Genomic DNA, 20,955 nt, shown 5'->3' on the forward strand with positions numbered 1-20,955 from the left:
GCCCGTGGGTTCCACAGCTTCGAAAGCTACCGAACCCGAATCCTGTTTTACTGCGGGAAGCTCGACATGGCAATCTGACAATGCAGTAGTTTGCCGAAGAGCGACCCACTAAATTCGACGAAGGGCCGTATTTTTTATTCGTCTGGCGGCCATTTGCCTCACCTGCAACATAGGCGGTTACATCGTGAAACTCCCGGGTCTTGAACCCCAGCCTCGCCGATTCCGGAAACAACTGCTTCAGCGCGGCATACCGCGAGGCCAGTTCCTTCTGGCCCGTATACGTAAAGGATGAGATATCCGTCATCACGACGGACACATGCGGTATATCATGACTCAGCAGGTCGCAGACATTCTGGCGGACGACGTCCCATGAACCCGCACCCCCGCGATACCGTTCAAAGAGCTGAGGATCGGAACAGAAATCGATGGTGAACAGGTACCGGATGTCATTGCCCACCGCAGGCAGGGCCTTCACCCGGTCTATAGACGCGTAATAACCGTTTGTCGCAAAAATAAAGGTGTTCCACCCCTTCCCAATCGCGGCAGTGCAGATTTCGCCGATCCGCCTGTTCATGAACGGCTCGCCATCAATATTCAGATGTATGGCACTCGTCCGCACGCCCCCATCACGAAGCTTCCCCAATAGCAACGCCACATCATCCGGAGATAATGAAGCCGGGCGTACTTCCAGAAAATGATTCGGATCAGCGTGAGGACAATAGCTACACTTGAAGTTACAGGCGTTGGTAATCTCCAGAAACACCTCTTCGGGAGGAGAGACCGAATCGACACGTTTACTGATTTTCCATCCATATAACACCCGAGCCCAACGCACATATCTTTTCATGGCAAATAACTATAGCTGTTAAGAATTGACGACATACGCGGACATGGCGGCTTGCCAAGGGCACTATTTTAATGCCGGCGACAGGATGAGGTTCAGAGGAGACGGCAATACAGGTCATGCATTTCACTAAACATGCGCTCCACCCCAAACAGACTCGTCGCCCGAATTCGTCCCGCCCGACCCATCTCTTTCAATCCGTCTCGGTCAAGTGAACGGACAGTATCAACGATTGCAGACGTGGATCCGGGCGCCACAAGCCTGCCGCATACGCCGTCCTCGACAATGTCGACCAATCCACCCACCCTGCTGGCCAGTACCGGCAGCCCCGCACGCAACGCCTCAACGGCAACAAGGCCGAAACCTTCCCAGCGTGAAGGCATCACCAGCAGTTCAGCAGAACGGTAGCAATGTTGAACCTCGGCGCGGCTCTTCCATCCGATACAGGTGACATTGTCCGGAATAGCGGGAAGCGTCTCACCGTTTACTACCGGAGCTCCAACGACATAGGCACAGGCGACATCGCGCAGCTGGTTCATCGCATCAAGAAATACGTCTATGCCTTTCTGTCGGTCAAAACGACCGACAAACAGGAGACGCAGGCGATGGTCCGGCCAATGGAGTTCACCGACACTCTCTTCCTGTGGCTGATCGGCAATACCGTTGAATATCACCTGAAGAGTATCCGGACATATTCCCGCATCCCGACCAGCATCATACTCGCTGTGTGAAATACAGACAATGGCATCTGTCATGTGTGAGAGCGCCAATTCCGTCCGCGCTGCCACGGAATTGAACATGTTGGCCGTCTCCCGCCTGAATGCCCATCCATGAGGACAGTAGACCACCTTCGAGTGCTGATGCAACAGCATCAAGAAAGGGCGAACCGCCAGGCCGGCATATGAGGAGTGCAAATGGATAATATCCGGAGCAAATGTGAGCGCTTCAGCGTTGACACGCCTAGCCAGTTCAATAGCGGTGGCCAGACGATGCCGTTTCGCCTGAATACCAGCAACCTGTTGGCCTGAAACCCGCTCAAAGAATCCTGCCTGCCGAGCCGGTACGACGACCCTCACCGATTCTTGTCCATAGTGCAGGCTCTGCTGACTGACAAGATCATCCATATAGGAACCGATGCCGCCAATGACGGTTTCAGCCGCATGAAGGACACGGATTGGCGCATCCTTTTTTTTACATCCTCCGGTAGGCATTACGGATTGTTCAGGACCGCACCATTCCGGAGTTCTCATCAATCATGGCACGCGCTATCGAATACATCTTCTGCGCTGAACGGCTCCAGGAAAACCTGCGGCTATTGGCAAAGCCTTTCCGGACGAGTTCCTGCCTCAGCTCGTCATGTTCAAGAAGCATCGAAATTTTTTGGGCAATATCATCAACACTGCCTGGATCACAGTACACGACGCTGTCTGCACAGATTTCAGGAAGGCTGGCCGCATTTGAGGCAACAACCGGACAGCCACATGACTGGGCCTCGATCGGAGGGAGACCAAAGCCTTCATAAAAGGAAGGAAACACGAAACAGAGTGCGTTCGAGTACAGTGATATCAGTTCACCATCCGAGACTCTTCCCTTGAAAACAATGTTGGGATTGCCGGTAACCTCCGCCTTGAGGACAGGATCTGTAAAAATCCGGTTGAAGCCCCCCACGATATAAAGCTTCACCTCGACGTCCCTCAGGCGGTTGAATGCCTGTATAAGCGAATGAAAGTTTTTCTGCCGGTTAATTGATGAAACCGCCAGAATGTAACGCTCCGTAGATTCTGCGGTTTGATTCCGGAACACTCCCCTGACGGCGTTATGCACCACAGAAACATCATCCGGGGAAAGGTTGAAGCGCGCGACCAGCTCCGATTTGGAAAACTCGCTTACGGTAACAATAGCTTTGGCGGAACGAAGCAGACGGGGGACCATGATCCGGTAGAGCAGGCGGTACTGCAGCGAGAAGGCGTCCGGATACCGCTCATAGGCGATGTCGTGGATGACGACGATTGAATTACCATAGAACATCGGCCCCGAATTGCCCATATTGAGCAGCACTGGAGAGCCCTTCGACCGGAGATAGACCGGCAGATCAAGCTGCTCCCATAGGTGGCCGGTGTGGCGCCCAATGACTTTCGCATCGAGTTCTTCGCAAAGATCAGGATGGAGGATCTGATCCGGGGCCAGGCACGTTACTGCAGGATACAGCGTCTTCAGCTCTCGGGTAATTTCAAGACTGTAGCGCTGCACACCGGTAATCTCCTTCTCCAGAAACCGGCAGTTGACAAACACCTCAGGTTCCATCATTCCGGAGCATCGATGCTATGGACAGAATCCATGCCGCTCACGCCTCGAACCATGATGCCGAGAAGAATACACCCAGGAACTGTTTCAATGACGTCGATGGTGATGCCAACAAGCAAGATGAACAAACCGGCTGTCCCTATGGCCTCTTTCCATTTATTCCCTGAAACAGCAAACCCGTATGCAGAGTACCCGAGCCAGAGGAACACAGCAATCCCCCCCGCAAAACCAAGCCAGCCCATAAGGTAGAGCGGAAAACTGTCGGCTACGTTCAATGACGGCCTCGACAGGGCTCCCCCGGCAATCATATTGGCCGTCCCCACGCCACCAACGCCCTCGCCAACAACACCATGCTGAATTGCCGCCACAAAATATGGCCAGGTCTGTGAAGTACGATCATTGAACGAATAAAACAGCTGTTCGGACAGGTCACTGTCCACCGGCAGTTCCTGGTCCGCTTTCGGGAAGGAAAGAGGAAGAATAATAGCGGCAGCCATTACAGCGCCGAAAAGAGCAATTCGGATTTTCGGAGACCGATGAAGCAAACGGAAAATGAGCACGACAACAGCAGCCGCAACCGCCGATTTTGTGGTGGTGACGGCCATAGTCGCAAGAGTCGCAAGCACGACCCCCAGACGGGCCATGAACGATCGGGAAAAAACCATTAGCATCAGCCCCAGAATGCCTACGTAAAAGGCAGCTGTGGCTGATATGCGGGTAAATCCCGCAGGCCGCTCGACGCCAAACGTTGACCAGGATCGGCTCAGTTCAATGGTAGAACCGTAAATCTCAAACAGCCCCCCCTTCCAGGGGAAATCAATAAAATAATCAGCCCATATGCCAAGACAGGTAACCACCCACAAGAACATGACAAAACGGGCAATGCCCCGAAGATGATCACCAGAAGGCATGGTAATGAGCAGCCCCAGAATGAAGGGCATCAACTGGAGCCCCATAAAAGCTATCGCACCGGGTGAAACTGAATTGAACACGCCAACGCCAATGGAAAAGACGAGCACGTAATAGACCCAGAAAACCGGTTTATTGGCAAACGGGGTGCCATCTGATGAATAAAATCCTGCGAACGGAAACAATGCGGCAATGACAACCAGTAGCTTTGGCAGGTAGAGCGCAAGCTCCAGATTATGCTGGGATGCGTAGTACCTCAATGCGCCGCCGAGAGCATCAGTGATGAGAATCATGGCACCAAGAACAAGAACAAACCGCACCTTCCAATCTTCCCGGTACAATACCGTGGCATCAGACAACACTGGCATAAAGGGCTTCCCATTGTTTTGACCATCCGTATCCATCAGAAAAAGACGGGGCGCTATTGACGATAGACTCCCGTTTTGCTCGCCATCCATCGAGGCTTTCTGAAATATTTCTCATTGCAGAAAACAGTCCATTAGGGTCTTCCGGATTGAACAGCATACCGTTATAGCCATGCACCAGCATTTCGGGAATACCGCCTCGCGCCGAACCGATCACCGGCACCCCCATACTGAGGGACTCCAGGACTACCCCCGGAAACGTGTCTTCCCATAGAGACGGAACAATGCACACATCAATCTTTTCAAAAAACTCTTTCGGGTTTAAGTAGCCGGCAAAGAAAATATTTTCATTCCGATATCGTTTTTTCAACTCAGCCTCATAGTCATGTTTTCCGATTCCGGCAATAACCAGACGCCAGCCACCCTCTCCGGGCCGAGAAAAAGCGTCAAGAAGCATTTCAATCCCCTTATGGGGCGCAAGCGTACCGATATAACCGAACACGTGAAGCCCATCGACAGACGCTGCGCCTGATTTACGATATTCGACTTCAAGAGCTCGGGCATCATAGATGACCTGCCTCGTCTTAGTATCACGGAAATACCCATAGGACAGCAACTTATCGAGAATGAAACGACTAACACCCACGACAGCGCTCACCTGATTGGATTTACCGGCATGGGGAATACGTAGTGCTCGACAGCGAAGACATTGTCTCGCACAGGGTGCGTGTCCGTCAAACATTGTGGAGGTAGGACAGAGCAGATACTGATCGTGCAAGACCTGTACGATAGGCACGCCAGCTTCAGTCAAGGCATCCCAGACACTCACCGACCAGCCTGCAAGATTATGGCATGAAGCGACTTCGGGCTTTTCAGCTGCCACCACATGCCTGACGTAGTCCTGCATCAGCGGGTTGTAGCAATCGAAAAGATGCCACAGGGTTCGGCTCAATGACGAGGGAGTTGTCTGTCCATAAGGGAAATACAGATTACGGATTCCCGCCCTGTAAACCTTCACTCCATCAACACGGTCTACTGAAAGGTCAGGATTCTTTCCAATGCTGAGCACTACCACCTGGTGGCCAAGCCCCATCAACCCCCTCGTCAGCTTATGCAGGATAATCTCGGCCCCACCTCCGACATACGGCTCATACAGGCCGTTTACAAACAGGATTTTCATGCTCCGACCATCCACGGATGCCCAACAAGTCTTACCATTAATCTCACTGCTGTATAGAGCAACTGCGTATGCATGAAGCCACCGGACATTTCCCGTAGAACCTCATATGGCATTTTTACTGATATAGGCACAGTCATTGGATTTCTTCCATTTCATCATTGATCCTCAAAGAATAAAGTCAGGATGCATGCCCAGCCTGCCAGCCTCTCCGTCAGCAATGCTGTTGATAATCAACCTGAACCGCTTGAGCCTCCCGGACCGAACGGCTTCAAGCCAAAGAAAAAACAGGTAAGTCTTTTTATTAATCTGGCGCACGAACCTATTGTGCGGCCTAATCCAATGCTCGAAATACGCGCCATTCCGTGCAGCATAGTACACTCGAAAATCTCCATCACCGTGAAGCCATGCGCCGAATGATGACGTGTTATTGGCATTGAGATTCCATGAAGACTCCTGGTCGGTCAGCCGCGCCTCGGTCATCAGGATATTTGAGCCTCCGGCAAGTGTAATCCTATAGGAGAATTCAGAATCATCACCATAGAGGACAAAACGGGCATCGGGATACCCATGCTTCATGAGCACTGACGCACTGAAAAACATCCCGCTATATGGGGCAACATCCATACGCACACTCACAGGCATGCGCTTCTGGTTATTCAACAAGCGGAACAACGGCGTCCGCCGCCAGAATTTGAATGGGATATCGACAAGATGGAACCCTAAAAAGCTAGCCGGTTTCGGATTGGACCTCTTTTGCCCTAGTCCATCAAGAACATCGGCATGATGGTCTGGACGACAGGCTAGAACAGCAAGACGGTCGGAACCGATAGAGGCCACACTCGCCAAATATCCGGAGACAAGTATGGAGAGTGCTCCTTCATCAACAACATTATCATCGTCTAGCAGGAAAAGGAATTCAGCCCCCAGTTCAACAGCCCTTGCCAATCCCGCCTTATAGGCATTCGCAGACCCTGTATTTGAACTGAAGGACACAATCGTGACCCTCTCACCATATTCAACACTCAGATACTCTTCAATGGAATCTTCTGAAGCATTATTGACAACGACCGCATGCGCAACACCCTCACAAAACGCCGAATGTAATGTTTGCATAAGCAGGTCGAGCCGATGCCCGTAGGTCACCGTTACGAGAAATAGATTCTGTATGGCGATCGGGAACCGTCCATCAAACAGAGAGTTCACATGCCGTCGAATAGCAGTCTCTGGCAGATCCCACACTTTATCTACCATGAAACACTCTGAACGAAGGAGAACCGAAAAAAAAGCGCCGCATCCTTCTAGTGGGCGCCATTACGAGGAATAGAACTGCCCGAAACAGACCGGCCAGCATAGCGCTACTGCCCATCCCGCCCGAGTCAGCATAAATCCGCTGCGTCCAATGAAGCATGAATGGGATATCAAAACGCCGAACACCCTCATGCAGAACATCAAAAAAAAACAATGACATAGCGCTTCGCTCAGCATCCTTACTCACCGGCATCAACTGAGCGGCATGCAATGCTTCCCAGGAAAGCTCCCTGCAGACATTGGACAGATTGAGCAAAACGGATGTTGCCGAACCAGCACGATACACGACAAGCGCCTTGTTCAGATACCCCAGCTTCCCGATGCAGCCCAGGCGCAGGTGAACCAGGTAGTCCAGAAAATCACCATCGGGCAGGACCCGCTCTCTATGGATGGTCCGGTAGCAGAGCGAGCTGTTATTGAGAAAGTTGCCTCTAGCGAGCAGAAAATCCAGATCAAACACCTCCGGAATGCGGTCGTTGAATGCTCCAAGAAGGCTCTGGTCATCACTGATAACGACAGCATTGCCATACACAGCAACACACTCATGGTGAGAGTCAAGAAAATCAGACTGCTGCTGAAGTTTCCATGGCATCCAGTAATCATCACCGTCGATATGGGCAATGTATTCGCCCCGTGCCTGAAAATGGACATCACGGTAATTTTGACAGGGGCCGACATTTTCATCGTGCAGGAACGCCCTAACCTTACCCGGGTATCGATCCTCGAATTCACTGATGATCTTGCGGGTGCCATCAGTAGAGGCATCGTCACCGACGACTATATCATAGTCGAAACATACCTGCTGATCCACAAGACTCTGCAGGCACTGCCGAATGTACTTCTCATGATTGTAGGTTATGACGCAGACCGACAGTTTCGGTTTTTTCCTGCTCGATGCTGAGGAGATCAAGGGATTCTTCATTATGAATCATACCAGCTGATACGCGGTGAGCAACTCATCCTGTATGCGGCCGACTGAATTAAACATCAGCACATCGACAATGGAAAGCCCAGGAATAAAGGCTCCGCCAAACTGGGGATAGGGATCCAGTGCCGGTTTGAGAAACTGCAGTTCGATGCCTCGCCGGGCAAACGCTTCTTTTGAATAGAGCGACATGCCTCCGATGGCGTTGATGTATGTTCCTGCACCCAGTTTCCCGCACACGTCGAGCAAGCGATCCTGCTTTGAAAGACCTTCAGCAACAGGGACGTCTGAGAGCACGCCAATCTCGGTACGAATACCCAAATATCCGAGAATCGCCAGTATTGAATGCCGGAGGTACTCGAACAAATTGCCATTGTCATTCATGACGACGTGCTCCAGAAGCGGATAGACATCCCTGAAATGAGGAGCCTTGCTGTATGCTACATGAAACCGGTGAAGAAGACGAGTTCGCTCGAAAGCTTCAGACAGCCGGCGCTCTCGAATAGGCAACGTGTGCGAATCTTTTTTCAGGGATATGCTAAAGAGTGACTCCTCACCATTTTTGAGGATTCGGTTCCGATGCACCCACCCCCTCTTGATGAACTGCATGTTATCAGCCAGATAGAATCGGTCGACCACAGCAATCAATTGGAAATAGCCGATATAGGGGAAAAAATACGGCTGATTAACGGCAAGCTTCATGAACGCCTCCTCCTCTTTGAAATCAAACGGTTGCTCTCTGCAAAAAATGCATTCGCAGTTTCTTTATGCTACAGCGAATTTCAGCCGAGGCTGCTGCCGAGGCCAACAATACGGCGAAGCCGGAAACCCCGACTTCAACGAGCTGAATCCAGCGACCAGAACCGGGGGTCATGAACAGGCTCACAGCCACCCCGGCGAGAGCGCCGGCAGCGATAATACCAATCACATCATCAGCGAACCATTTCCGGTTCAGTCCCGGAAAAAACTTATGGTGTATGAGCGAAGGCAGTGTTGCCACACCCAATAAATTCATAACAAGCCACACGTATCCGGCACCGACGCCACCATACAGCTCCGCCGCCCAGATAACAGAAGGGACAAGAATCATCAGGCTGCCGATACTCCAGATGAAATGCACCCGCAAATCGCCCTTTGCATACTGGAGATAATAGGGAAATGCCCCGACCGCCAGGATGCCGTTCCCCAATGCATACGCCCTTAAAACCGGTGCTGCCTGGATGGACAGTTCATGGTCATTAGTCCATGCGAACAGCAGCCGTTCTGCACAAAACGCGAACGTGAGCGCCGCCGAGCCAGCAAGGACACTTACCAGTTGCGTGGCTTTCCTGTAGACACGAATCAAACCCGCACCATCTCCCTCTGCGTCACATTTTGAGAGTCGCGGCATTATTGCGGAACCGACCGGAGTACTTATCATAATGACAACGCTGGCAACAAGTACCGCCAAGGAAAAATAGCCATAGTCAGCAAGGGGAAGTATCTTGGACAAAACAAGCTTGTCCATCTGCGTCGTCAGGATCCATACGCTTGAGGTAACAGCAAGAGTCAGAGAAAAGCGCAACAGCGGCCGAATATGCCTGATGTCCCAGGAAAGCACTCTTCCATCTGGCATATCGGGCAATAACCAGTAAGCATAGAGCATCAGTCCGACCAGTTCGATCAATGCAATGAACAGTTGATAGCCAAAAAACATCTTCGGGGCAGATCCGACAAACAGCAAAACGGGAATCACCCCCAATGATTTGATGGTTGCCAAAAACGCATTGAAACCACCAAGCCAGGCCAGTTTTTCAGAGCCCACAATGATTCCCCGATACAGCCCGCCCATCCATCGCATGGCGATAATGAGCGCCATGATCCCGATGGCAGCATGGAGTTCCCTGTATGGCAGGGTGGATGCATTCAGCCAGCTATCCGCTATATATCCGGCCGAGAAAAACAGTGCGCATCCACCAATGATACTGACCCCGAGAAACAGTCCTTCCAGTGCCCTGACAACGTTACGGTAGCTTGTAGCATCGATCGCACCACCATGGAAACGCGCAGTTTCCCGTTGCATGGTCGGTGTAAGCCCCATGTCCAGCAACATGAACCAGGACTGCAGCATCGTGTAGAATCCGATCAGACCATAGGCTTCAGTACCCATGCGACTGATATAGAACGGCACCATCAGGATACCGATGCCAGAAACATAGAACTGACTGGCATAGTTGGTGAATATGTTCTTTGTTATTGAGGCCACTCTCAAGCAAAACCAGTCTTGGTATTCACCTTGCCTCAGCAGCAAGTAATCCCGGCAGAGAGGCAAACGCCCGAATGAGCTCGACGATCTGATCAACTACCGACACATCAAGCCCAGGATATATCGGCAGACAAAGCACCTGCTCAGTTGCCGCCACAGCAACAGGCAGATTGTGGCGATTTGCTGAAGGAAGTATGCGGTACATCGGATAGTCGGAAATCAGCGGATAGAAATAACGCCGACAGTTTATCCCATGCCCTTTAAGCTTCAAATAAAGATCGTCACGGCTGATCTCGTATTCAGGACCGACCAATATCGGGAAATAGGCATAATTGGATTTATGGCCACCATCATGATGATGCAGGCAGCGAATACCCCTGATACCCTCAAGGCCCTTGCGATATCGCTGATCCAGGCTTTTCCGACAGGCAATAGCCTTATCGACATACTCCAATTGCAGGAGGCCTAGCGCAGCATTGAATTCGCTCATTTTCCCATTGATGCCTGGAGCAACAACGCTCACTTCATCAGCGATTCCAAAATTCTTCAGATCATCGATATGGCGCTTCAAACCTGAAGAACCCGATACAATGGCCCCTCCTTCAAACGTGTTGAATACTTTCGTTGCATGGAAACTCAGAATGGAGAGATCACCATGATGGAGAATGCTACCACTGCTATCGGTAACGCCAAAAGCATGTGCCGCATCATAGATAACCTTGAGATTGTAGCGGTCTGCAATCTTCTGGATTGCATCGACGTCACAGGGGCATCCATAACAGTGGACCGGCATGATTGCCGACGTCTCAGGAGTAATGGCAGCCTCGATTTTTGACGGGTCCAGGTTGAGCGTATCGGGATCAATATCTACGAATATCGGTTTGATGCCATTCCAGAGCAGGGAATGCGAAGTCGCAACAAATGAGTAGGGCGTCGTGATCACTTCTCCTCTTATTCGCAGCGCCTGCAAGGCCGTAATCAATCCGATCGTGGCATTGGCGAATAGCGAAATATGCGTAACGCCAAGATAGCGGGCCAATGCGGTCTCCAGTTCTTGATGAAACGGGCCGCTGTTGGTAAGCACGCGGTTCTCCCATATTTGCTTCATATAGGGGATCATTTCTTCCAAGGGCGGAAGAAATGGCTGCGTCACATAGATTTCCTGCTTCATACCTGCTCTCTTCTGGTTGATTACCGCCGGCATCAGCCCTTCCTTCCCGTCAATACGCATTCCGCCCCATCCAGCCGCTGAAGGCAGTGGCGAATATGATTTTGAGATCCAGCAGGAAGCTCCAGTTTTTCATATAGTAGATGTCATACTCTACCCGCTTGATCATCTTCTGCAGCGTATCTGTTTCACCGCGGTATCCGTTTATCTGCGCCCATCCGGTAATCCCGGGCTTGGTTCTGTGCCGCTGCATGTACCCGTAGACCTGCTTGGTATAAAATTCGTTATGCTGAATGGCGTGAGGCCTTGGCCCCACTACCGACATATCCCCAAGCAAGACATTGATGAACTGTGGCAGTTCATCGAGGCTCGTCCTGCGCAAAAATGCCCCCAAAGGCGTCACACGACGGTCATTCACCGTGGCCTGAGTCAATCCGTTTTCTTCACTGTGCGTAACCATGGTCCTGAATTTGAGGCAATGGAACGACCTTCCCGAAATGCCCTGACGGGCCTGTCGGAAAATGACCGGTCCGGGAGAGGTGAGCTTAACGAGCACGGCAATGCAGAGGAATAAAGGAGAAAGCACCACCAGCACGAGCAGTGCAAAAAATCGGTCAAAAACAGCTTTCAGCAATCGGCCCTGACTTCCGTCAATTGCCGTAGCGTTGAGAAGAAAGCTGGGGTGGCCCATGAGGTTCTCTTCCCTGGCGCTCAAGAGCGCATGCCACTTGATATCAGGAATCCAGCGAACTGAAACCGGGGTTCTGGAAAGCTCGGCGATTAATGGGGACATGCAATCCATCGTTACTGGAGAGGATGTCATCCAGACTTCGTCTATGTTTTTTCCGGCCATTATATCAAGAATGGAAACAGACGCCGTCTCGACGTAGTCAAGCGTTGAGACAATGGAATAACCAAAACCCGGGTTGTCCGCAACCGACCGGCGCATACCATCAAGGCTCTGCGCATCCCCCACCAGCAGAATGCGACGCAAATCACTGCCATTGCGGCGCAGCCACCGCATGATTGCAACGGCGGCAATACGCACGGATACAGAAGTGCCGAGCACAAAAGACAGTGTCAGGAGAAACCATACCCGTGAGAGTGCGCTGATTTCATGCATCAGGAATGTGAAGGTCAGCGCAGTGATTCCAACCAGGATAATGGAGAGGACAACCGGCTTTGCAACCGAGAAATAATCAAGACTTCTCCATGAGCGATAACAGCCCATGGGGGTATAGAGCATAAAAGCGACCAGGGGAAACACATAGGCGAGCATCAGATGGATCCACCCCTTTGCCTCAAGAGAAACACCAAACCAGACACTGCCAGCCACATAGGCCCCAACAATCCAGACGGCGGCGTCAAACAGACGAAGAACCTGTTCTCGCGCCCAATGCCCCATCATAGCGCGAGCAATACCGGCCAATAGTGTTTTCAAATGTTCACCACGCGAAATCGTTCCGCTTTCAGGAACCTCCCAGTCCACAGGCATTCCCCCATCCATAATTCTTGGTGCTTACAGGTTTCCGAATATCGGAGGGGGAGGGGTGGCAGCCATAACCATGACGGCCGTATCTGCTCGAATCACGAGGGGGAGGGGGCGTAAAACAACAACATGCGGGGGTTAGGAAAGAGGAACAACTAAGTCAGCAGCAATGGATCTTCCTCATAGATCCCGCTCCCGTATTTACCGAGATACCCATCCCGGCTCAACTCCGGGGTGGCAATGAGGGCAACCCCCAAAAGTGAATCCTTCATAACCGGATCCGAAATAATGTTCCGAAGCATTTTTCTTTCCGTGTACCGCAGTCGTGAAACCAGAACGACGCCGTCGGTCCATGTTGCCAGCTGGGCTGGATCACTCAGGAAAAATGGCGGACAGTCAAGCAGGATGCAGTCAAATCGCGTCTTCATAAGAGCCAGAAGGCCTTGCATCTCATCCGATGCCAGGAGTTCACTCGATCCTGATACCTTTGAACCGGCACTCATAAGAAAAAGGTTGTCCATCCCGGTAGACTGGATATTCGGGGCATAAGAATCGCCATCTCTTCCAAGCAGACAGTCGGTCAAGCCTGGACCCCTCTGACAGTTCAGCTTCACATGCTGGGATGGTCTGCGAAGGTCGCAGTCGATGATCAGGGTTTTCTTCCCGACCAATGCATACGCCATACCCAGATTCAGGCATACCGTGGATTTACCCTCCCACATTGCAGTACCAGAAATCAATATGGACTGCGGCGGATTGCCCGACCGGCTGTAATGAATCGATGTTCTCAGAATCCTGATGCTTTCAGCAAATGAAGAGGTAAGGCTATCGGTAATAAGCGGCACAGGCAAAACCGCACCGTCCTGCGCCTCGAGTGGCTGAGTAGAGGAACCATCAGAGAGAAGACGTCTGAGGGAACCACCCATATGACCAATCCGGCGGCTTGCTCCAGTTGCCTGAATGGCAGGATATCTGCCGGGACCCACCATAGGAATGACGGAAAGCGGCTTTAACCCGATTTCTTCATAGAGGCCCTCATCCTGAAGAGTTCCATCCATAGCCTCCTCAATGTATGCATACCCTATGGCCAGCATGCCTCCGAAAAGGACCCCAAGCAGAAGGCTTTTCAGCAGTGAAGGCGATTCGGGAAAAAATGGACGGAATGCCTTGCCGATCAGCGATACGCCCCCAACCTCCGATCCGAGAAAGATGCTTGTTTCATCAAACCGCTGCTTGAGTTCTTCATATGTCTTGCTGGCAACATTGCGATCCCGCTCCAGCTTCAGGAACTCCTGCTGTTTGTTGGGAAGGGCGGCCAATTTCTGTTCGTAGTACTGCCGGATTCTTGAGAACTCTCCTGCCCGGAATTGCAGTTCATTCAGCTTTCTCTCTATCTGCAGCTTTTCGGCAATCATGTCAAAACCAAACTTTTTCGTCCGCCCCGCATAGCCGATTTCTCCAGCGATCTGGCTCCGCTGAAGCGTTTCATATCTGGATTTGACCTCATCGAGCCGAGTTTTTGCTGTCTTGACCGCCGGGTCATCAGCGCCTTTCTGCTTGAGCAGGGCAACATAGCCGCCCTCCATCCCGCGAATCTCTTCCATGATGGCGCCCAGCTTTGCATTAACCGTCTGCTCGATCTGTGAACCAATTGCCTTGTCAGACTCAGAAAGCCGCTGCTCCAGAAACCTGAGTGTGTTGGATACCGTATGATACTCTGCCTGGATGGCGTTGTACTGCGCATCGGCATCAACGAGTTTGTCGAGCAGTTGCTGCGTGTTGCCTGACACCTCATAGATTTCATTCCTGGTCATAAACCCGGACAGCGCGCGATCTGCTTCATCAACTTTATGCTGTTGTTCGACCAGGCTTTTGGCGATATAGCTGTTGGCCTGTGAATATTTCTCAGAGTTTCTGGTGATATCGGCTTGCCGATAGACATCGCAGAGCGTATTTGTCAAAAGTTCGGCTTCATCGGGAAACGGACTGGCGACCGATATGTTCAGCATGTTCGTGTCCTTTACCGGCTCGACCCGAATCCGCTTTGTCAGTGTTATGCAGCGCTGGCGAAGAAGTTCCTCACGGCCGACGCCATCATCTTCCGCCATTCTTGCCTCGCCGACGCTGAACGGCTTGAAATGCATAAGAACCGCCATCAGTGGAGAGTGATATGATCTGGTTCCGAACAATTCAATGGACTTTCCCTGCTGAGTCCGCTCCAGTTGCTCAATGGTCTGTCTTGCGATCGGCATCGACTTGAAAAGAGCAATATCTTTCTTAGAGGCATTAATATCGACAGAAGCCTCAGGGCCGAGAATCGCCTGCAAAAGATCGCTTGAGCGCTTATCGTCTTTGATCATGACGACAGATACGGCGTGATACTCTGGCGTCTTCAAAAAATAGAAGATCACCGCCAGCAAGAGAGCTCCGGCCATAATCATAATCATGCCAGGCCCACGGCGACGAATAATCCGGAAAAGCTCCTCTGCGGTAAGCTCCTTTTTTCTTCCGACTCGACCGGCTCGGAAGGGAAACAACAAACGGTCATGGTGCTTCACGGGCATCATCTCATTGTTCATGCGTTCAGTCTTGAAGGATTGCGAAGATGCTGAATCCTGCAGCAGCTGTTCCGATGACAGTTGCGATTTTTTCGAAACCAACCCTCTTTTTATCCGGAACGAATATGGTGTCATTTGGGCGAAGAGCTATAAAATCAGTCCTGTTTCCAGTTTTGAAATACTCTTTGAGGTTGATCTTGTAGGATTGAACCCCTTTTGCATCCGGCTCCTGACGGGCGACGACGACTTTTTTCAAGTTTGCCCGCTCGGTCTGTCCCCCGGCAAGAGCCATAACCGTCGAAAAATCAGCATTTTCCCGGACGACGATCTGACCCGGTTTATGCACTTCCCCAAGAACATTGACCATCATGAGGATGTTACCGTTGTCATCGGTGAAATAGGAATTCGGCTGAATCGGGTAATTCGGCCCGGCAAGGGGATTGTATTCCGACCGGGTGGTTGATTCCTGCTGTTCGGTAAACAAAGGACTTGTTGTTGATTGAGCTCCGTAGGTCTCAGCGAAAGCATTACCACCGGCCCAGAGACACTGTAAAGATTGCGCTGATAGTATTACGACCAGCAACCGTATCAAAACGCTCATGATAACCTACCTGTGTTTTGTTGACCAGAACTCATACAAACCAGCAGCATTGACCAAACTGCCAACAAAAAGCTTCGCTACATTCAGTCACACTGAATACGATTCTCGATGAAAAACTACTGACTGACCCAAAGCGCCGATAGACATCCGGGCTGCCAGACCCTTAAGTGCAACGATCGTGCCAAAAACGCCAATAGAACAGATCAAAACACATGGAGCCAACACTTACAAGCATCAACCGTCAGGCATAAATAATTCTCGCGCGCAGGAGATTGTCCTGTAACGGCATATACAGTGGCGTTATGAGACAATGGGGAACTTTTGAATAAATATGAGACGCAAAGACGCGCAAGAACAGGAACCGGAATAGGGAGAGATGCGTCAGAACGTAGAAGAGAGGGGAAAGCGAGAGGGCCGGTAAGGGGGAACCGGGCGAATAGAGGGCTTACCTGATGGTGATGGTGTCGGGAGCGAACTTCACGTTGTTCCCTGCAAAAACGAAGGCGCTGGCACTTCCGTCAATACTGGAGGCAAACGCGTTGGCCAGGGAAATGTCATAAGCATTGTTATTCTGGAATGACACTGACACAAATGGGCTGGACAATCCGACGGCATTGGGATTGACCCCGGAAAAATTGAATGCCTGACCAGCTGTGGTTCCAGCTCCGACAGTCATAAGCTGGACTGCTTCAAGGTGCTGAATTTCGACTCCAGCGGCACGCAGTGATGGCCCTTGCAGACAAATCGCCGCAGCCACCGCAACTCCCGAAATCACTCTTCCGATTTTCATGCTGACCTCCTTTATTAAAATTATGCGGTTACGTTACACAGACGGGCTATTTCGATGCCTCAGGCCTGGTTGACTCATATTGTTTTCCCACGGCGCCATCATTTGCCGCACCATCAACAACATCCTTATCCTTGTTCACTCTTTCCGTGATCGGCGAACGACCGAAACACTGCGCAAGATTGATCGGCTTATCGGATTCATCTTCGGCTACAATCAGAAACGTACAGCCGACAAGCGCTGTTGGCGCCGTTACTCCACCGGTGTTTGAAAGACCTGTCGACAGACCAGTAAGAGCTCCCAGAGGGCCATTGATAAGACCGGAAACAACCGGAGCAACGGACACCCCCCTGCTGCTTGCATCAACGCCGACAGCATAGGAGATCAGGTCCGGAATTGACAGCAGAAGCACATTGTAGCCCTCGAACGCCTTCGAACAAGCGATGTAATGGGTGGCATCATAAATGACCGATGGCAGATCAACCTCATCAGAAGACTTTTTGCGGCTCTGGACTGTCAGCGAACCGACAACCTTTCCCGTCGCTATGCCGTTGAAGTCGAATTTGACCTTCCGATTCTTCAGTCGCTTTCTCTCAGGCAGTTTTTCTCCGTTGAAAATCACCTTGGTCTTGCCGCTCCGGCCAACCTCTACGTCATGCAATGATGTGGAAAAGAAATACTGGGAGAGCACTGGAAGCCCAGCAATCTGTGCGGGCTTGCCCATGATGCTGAAAAGCGTCGGAGAGAGAACCGGGGCGGAAACCGTTCCCGGCATATAGGGCTGCATTTTCGCCGCTTCGAATGTCATGTCGACAAAACTGGAGCCAACGGCATTATCGGCTGATGCATCAGCATTGGAATTATTTATTGCTCCGACGTCTCCGTTAATGGTATCATTTTCAGCATAGACAGACGTCGCCGCAAACAACACTGACAATGAAACAGCAGCAATAACTTTTTTCATTTTCTTTTCACTAGTAAAGCTCATAAATGATTACTCCGCATTCATTAAATCTGTATATGCGGTATTCGTGGTGATAAAAGTCAATACCCAAAATATTGGGCCAATAACAGCCAGGCCTGTTGGACATTTACGATAGCCACAGAACTGACCCCGACCGAATTAGAGGTAGATCCTTCCGACGTATTGACTTCACCTATAGTTCCGTTGATAATATCCTCGCCTGCGTATGCGCTACCGGCGAACAAACACATCCCAAGCGATGCAATTGCAATAACCTTTTTCATTTTTGGCTCCTATTCTGGTTTAAAAGTCATCATTACAATCAAGGCTCCAGACTGCATGCCTGGAGCCCTGAGAATGTAACGACACCTCCGTTATAGCTCAGAAGCTGAGCATCTGGGCGTTGAGAAGCGAAGCGGCAGAGGATCCGCCAAACCATGACGATGTCTGTGCCTGTGCGCCCGAAACAGCATTGACGCTGGTGTTAAGGTCAGTCAGGCTGAATGCCGACGAGCTGCTTCCCGGATTGAACCAGCCACCGCCAGTCGACTGGTTCATGCTCACAATCTGGAATGCCGAATTGTTAACATTCGCAAAATTCCCGGCAATGCCGCTGGCAGCTGCGATGCCGCTGCTGTTGAGACCAACCGAAGAAATCTGAGCTAGTTCTCCAGCAAACGAGGTAGAAGTACCCATTGCCATGGCTGCGGCGAATGCGACGGCTGCGATTGTCTTTTTCATAATTGACTCCTGTAATGGTTTGATTGTATGTTTGTGTAATGTGCCGGTAAATCAAGGCCTCAGATTGTTACTATAGCATGCATCTCATGCAGATGAGGGCATTTTTTATATAACCGGAGAGGCCCATTAATGCCCGACACTCTTCCTATTAGCAAGGATAATGCCAACAAAAAAGGCACCGTGTTAACATGCCAGAAAAAGACAACTTATGAGGTGCAAACGACTTTAGCCATAAGCAGTATTCTGACCAACTGTCCCACCTACGGTTTCGTTTTGAGAAGCATCGTCCGCATGTTGTTCAGCATGGAGACAGTTGCCAAGCGGCCAGCCAGTCCGAGCCCTAAAAGGGAAAAAAACAGCACAGAAAAAAACCAAAGAATAATCCGAAGGATGCATTTATTTAACCCGCAGTAATACTTTGCGGTTTGGCGGGTTTATTGTCCAACTTCTGGAAAGCCTGAAATACGACAGCAGCATTCGCTTGGCAGAATCCCACTCGGGGGGCTGAGGGGAGAAAGAATGCCTCATCGTTACGATGCACACAGAGCACCCACTGCAATTCTCCGACAATGCAAAAGGCCGGAATCCTGACCGGCCCTTTTGCTTTTTACCCATTACATTGGCAGCTCAACACCCTTAGCCGTGACGCTCATGTCAGGAACAACGGGATTTCGGAACCGGCGCCACAGCCGAAGCAACTTCGTGCTACTGCTTGCCGCCGTCTAGTAGCGGCCGGTGGCAACCATCCTCGCCGGGATGCTCCCCTTTTCCCTGTGCTCGGCGATGCTGCTTCTGATGTTCGCCTGCAGGGCCATTCCGGCAGGGAACTCGGGCTCGATCCGGCCAACCTCCCGAAAGCCCTCACCGTGAAGCTCCTGGCGGGCATTGCGAGGAAGATCTAGCGGAGGGCGCTCTCTACCGCCTGCTTCAGCTGCGGGTAGGGCACGGCTCCCGCCGTGCTCCAGACCTTCTCCCCGCCTTTGAAGAGCATCAGCGCAGGGATGCCCTGCACCTGGAAGCGGGAGGCCGCGGCAGGCTGCTGGTCGACATTGACTTTCACCACCGTCAGGCGCCCCTTGAACTCCCCGGCGAGTTTCTTGACGGAAGGGGCCACCATCTTGCAGGGCCCGCACCAGTCGGCCCAGAAGTCGACGAAAACGGGAGTGGAACTGCTACGGATGAATTCTTCGAGTGAAGCTGCCATGATTACGGTATGCTTAGGGTTGCTGGGAAACGGTTCTAAAAAGGGCAGTTACGGATAACAGAACGTCCGGTGTGTCCGAAAGGGTTCCCGCCTGTAGAGACACTCGAACTCCAGGGTGAAACTTATAGCGGAGCGCTCTGGTTGGTTTTCCCGAGACATTCATCCATGCAAACTACGCCATCCCGGAGAAACTCGCACGAAATGAGTACATTGTTGGCAGAAACCCGACTGCTCGGCAGCTAATGAAAGAGAAAAACACCCCTCAAGCCCCCTCAGCCCTCCTCGAGAGACCGAGAAAACTTTACGTGACGCGCACGATCGAATTCAACGCGGCGCACCGCCTCCATAACCCCGCCTTCAGCGACGAGAAGAACCGCCTGGTTTACGGCAAGTGCTCTTCCCTGCACGGACACGGCCATAACTACCAGCTGGAAATCACCCTCGGCGGCACGATGGATCCGGAAACCGGCTACCTCTTCGACCTGAAAGAGCTGAAGCGGATCCTCGAGGAGGAGGTAACGGCGCGTTTCGACCACCGCCACCTCAATTATGACGTCCCGGAGCTCGAAGGGCTGGTGCCGACCACAGAAATGCTCGCGGTGCTCGTCTGGGACATCCTCGAAGAACGAATTGAATCAATCGACAACAGGGAAATCTCCCTCCAAGCGGTAAAAATCCATGAAACAGGAAAGAACAGCGTCAGCTATCTCGGAGAATAACAGCCATCTCACCGGACGCGGCGCCTGCTGCGACGATGACGAATACCCCCTGGATCCCCAGCAGCTTACTCCGGAAGCCTCCAGCGCACTTGAGTCTGCGGTATCGACCATGCTCGAAAGCGTCGGCGAGGACCCGGAGCGCGAAGGGCTCCTGAAAACTCCCGAACGGGTCGCCCGCTCGCTTGCGTTCCTGACGAGGGGGTACCGTCAGGATCCGGAGGAGATGCTCAGGAAGGCGGTCTTCACCGAGTCCTACGACGAAATGGTGCTCGTGCGCGACATCGACATCTTCTCGATGTGCGAGCATCACATGCTCCCCTTCTTCGGCAAGGCACACGTCGCCTACATCCCCGACGGCAAGATCGTCGGGCTCTCGAAGCTCGCACGGGTCGTAGAGGTCTTCGCCCGCCGCCTCCAGGTGCAGGAACGGCTCACCCAGCAGATCCGCGACGCCATACAGGACGTCCTGAACCCGAAGGGGGTCGGCGTCGTCATCGAGGCCAGGCATATGTGCATGGTGATGCGCGGAGTCGAGAAACTCAATTCCGTCACGACGACCTCGGCGATGTCGGGGCAGTTCATCACGAGCGAGTCCACCAGGAGCGAGTTCCTGCGCCTGATCCGCCAGTAAGCCCGCTCCCCCG

Annotated in this window: 21 protein-coding genes; 3 read left to right on the top strand and 18 right to left on the bottom strand. The window is 51.9% G+C overall.

What is annotated here, in order from left to right:
* The 17 genes from E0L29_RS08225 to E0L29_RS08300 form a co-directional block, all read right to left on the bottom strand.
* A partial coding sequence (locus E0L29_RS08225) for a radical SAM protein (RefSeq protein WP_131357559.1) occupies positions 1-847 on the bottom strand: 847 nt, incomplete at its 3' end.
* A gap of 92 nt (positions 848-939) precedes the next feature.
* A complete protein-coding gene (locus E0L29_RS11630; RefSeq protein ID WP_165498862.1) occupies positions 940-2,055 on the bottom strand; it encodes a glycosyltransferase family 4 protein in 1,116 nt (371 codons plus the stop codon).
* A 10-nt stretch (positions 2,056-2,065) separates the two neighbouring features.
* Positions 2,066-3,151, bottom strand: a complete 1,086-nt coding sequence (locus E0L29_RS08235; RefSeq protein ID WP_131357565.1) for a glycosyltransferase family 1 protein — start codon at positions 3,149-3,151, stop codon at positions 2,066-2,068.
* Positions 3,148-4,461: a hypothetical protein gene (locus E0L29_RS08240; protein ID WP_131357568.1), complete on the bottom strand. Its 1,314-nt coding sequence runs from the start codon at positions 4,459-4,461 to the stop codon at positions 3,148-3,150. Before E0L29_RS08240 ends, E0L29_RS08235 begins: the two co-directional genes overlap by 4 nt.
* Positions 4,409-5,602, bottom strand: coding sequence for a glycosyltransferase family 4 protein (locus tag E0L29_RS08245; protein ID WP_131357571.1), 1,194 nt, complete (start codon positions 5,600-5,602; stop codon positions 4,409-4,411). The genes E0L29_RS08240 and E0L29_RS08245 overlap by 53 nt, the downstream gene beginning before the upstream one ends.
* A gap of 165 nt (positions 5,603-5,767) precedes the next feature.
* The gene (locus tag E0L29_RS08250; protein WP_131357574.1) at positions 5,768-6,853 is read right to left on the bottom strand and encodes a glycosyltransferase; all 1,086 of its coding nucleotides are present in this window, start codon (positions 6,851-6,853) and stop codon (positions 5,768-5,770) included.
* Positions 6,843-7,832, bottom strand: a complete 990-nt coding sequence (locus E0L29_RS08255; protein WP_131357576.1) for a glycosyltransferase — start codon at positions 7,830-7,832, stop codon at positions 6,843-6,845. The genes E0L29_RS08250 and E0L29_RS08255 overlap by 11 nt, the downstream gene beginning before the upstream one ends.
* 6 nt (positions 7,833-7,838) lie before the next feature.
* The gene (locus tag E0L29_RS08260) at positions 7,839-8,537 is read right to left on the bottom strand and encodes a WbqC family protein (protein WP_131357579.1); all 699 of its coding nucleotides are present in this window, start codon (positions 8,535-8,537) and stop codon (positions 7,839-7,841) included.
* Between the two features lie 22 nt (positions 8,538-8,559).
* Positions 8,560-10,080, bottom strand: a complete 1,521-nt coding sequence (locus E0L29_RS08265; protein ID WP_131357583.1) for an oligosaccharide flippase family protein — start codon at positions 10,078-10,080, stop codon at positions 8,560-8,562.
* Positions 10,081-10,105: 25 nt separating this feature from the next.
* Positions 10,106-11,251, bottom strand: coding sequence for a DegT/DnrJ/EryC1/StrS family aminotransferase (locus tag E0L29_RS08270; protein WP_207387765.1), 1,146 nt, complete (start codon positions 11,249-11,251; stop codon positions 10,106-10,108).
* Positions 11,252-11,300: 49 nt separating this feature from the next.
* Positions 11,301-12,755, bottom strand: coding sequence for an undecaprenyl-phosphate glucose phosphotransferase (locus E0L29_RS08275; protein ID WP_242664337.1), 1,455 nt, complete (start codon positions 12,753-12,755; stop codon positions 11,301-11,303).
* A 137-nt stretch (positions 12,756-12,892) separates the two neighbouring features.
* A complete protein-coding gene (locus tag E0L29_RS08280; protein WP_242664338.1) occupies positions 12,893-15,316 on the bottom strand; it encodes a polysaccharide biosynthesis tyrosine autokinase in 2,424 nt (807 codons plus the stop codon).
* 4 nt (positions 15,317-15,320) lie between these two features.
* Positions 15,321-15,896 (bottom strand): SLBB domain-containing protein, encoded by a 576-nt coding sequence (locus tag E0L29_RS08285; protein ID WP_131357589.1) that lies wholly within the window; start codon positions 15,894-15,896, stop codon positions 15,321-15,323.
* Positions 15,897-16,341: 445 nt separating this feature from the next.
* Positions 16,342-16,686, bottom strand: coding sequence for a hypothetical protein (locus E0L29_RS08290; protein ID WP_131357592.1), 345 nt, complete (start codon positions 16,684-16,686; stop codon positions 16,342-16,344).
* 46 nt (positions 16,687-16,732) lie between these two features.
* Positions 16,733-17,671, bottom strand: coding sequence for a hypothetical protein (locus E0L29_RS08295; RefSeq protein ID WP_131357596.1), 939 nt, complete (start codon positions 17,669-17,671; stop codon positions 16,733-16,735).
* A gap of 56 nt (positions 17,672-17,727) precedes the next feature.
* Positions 17,728-17,931, bottom strand: coding sequence for a hypothetical protein (locus E0L29_RS11530; protein WP_165498863.1), 204 nt, complete (start codon positions 17,929-17,931; stop codon positions 17,728-17,730).
* Between the two features lie 97 nt (positions 17,932-18,028).
* The gene (locus tag E0L29_RS08300) at positions 18,029-18,388 is read right to left on the bottom strand and encodes a hypothetical protein (RefSeq protein WP_131357599.1); all 360 of its coding nucleotides are present in this window, start codon (positions 18,386-18,388) and stop codon (positions 18,029-18,031) included.
* Positions 18,389-19,161: 773 nt separating this feature from the next.
* On the opposite strand from E0L29_RS08300, the gene E0L29_RS11690 reads away from it, so the two are divergent.
* Positions 19,162-19,290 carry a hypothetical protein gene (locus E0L29_RS11690; RefSeq protein ID WP_278248907.1) on the top strand — a complete coding sequence of 43 codons (129 nt, stop codon included), beginning with the start codon at positions 19,162-19,164 and terminating at the stop codon, positions 19,288-19,290.
* Here E0L29_RS11690 and trxA read toward each other — a convergent pair.
* Entirely contained in the window at positions 19,287-19,592 is a 306-nt protein-coding gene (gene trxA, locus E0L29_RS08305; RefSeq protein WP_131357602.1) for a thioredoxin, read from the bottom strand. The two genes, E0L29_RS11690 and trxA, sit on opposite strands and share 4 nt — an antisense overlap.
* Before the next feature lie 242 nt (positions 19,593-19,834).
* On the opposite strand from trxA, the gene E0L29_RS08310 reads away from it, so the two are divergent.
* Entirely contained in the window at positions 19,835-20,311 is a 477-nt protein-coding gene (locus E0L29_RS08310; protein ID WP_131357605.1) for a 6-carboxytetrahydropterin synthase, read from the top strand.
* Entirely contained in the window at positions 20,271-20,942 is a 672-nt protein-coding gene (folE, locus tag E0L29_RS08315; RefSeq protein ID WP_131357608.1) for a GTP cyclohydrolase I FolE, read from the top strand. The genes E0L29_RS08310 and folE overlap by 41 nt, the downstream gene beginning before the upstream one ends.
* The last annotated feature ends 13 nt before the right edge of the window (positions 20,943-20,955 follow it).

Origin of the sequence: Chlorobium sp. N1 (assembly GCF_004332115.1) — a bacterium.
Taxonomy (GTDB): Bacteria; Bacteroidota; Chlorobiia; order Chlorobiales; family Chlorobiaceae; genus Chlorobium.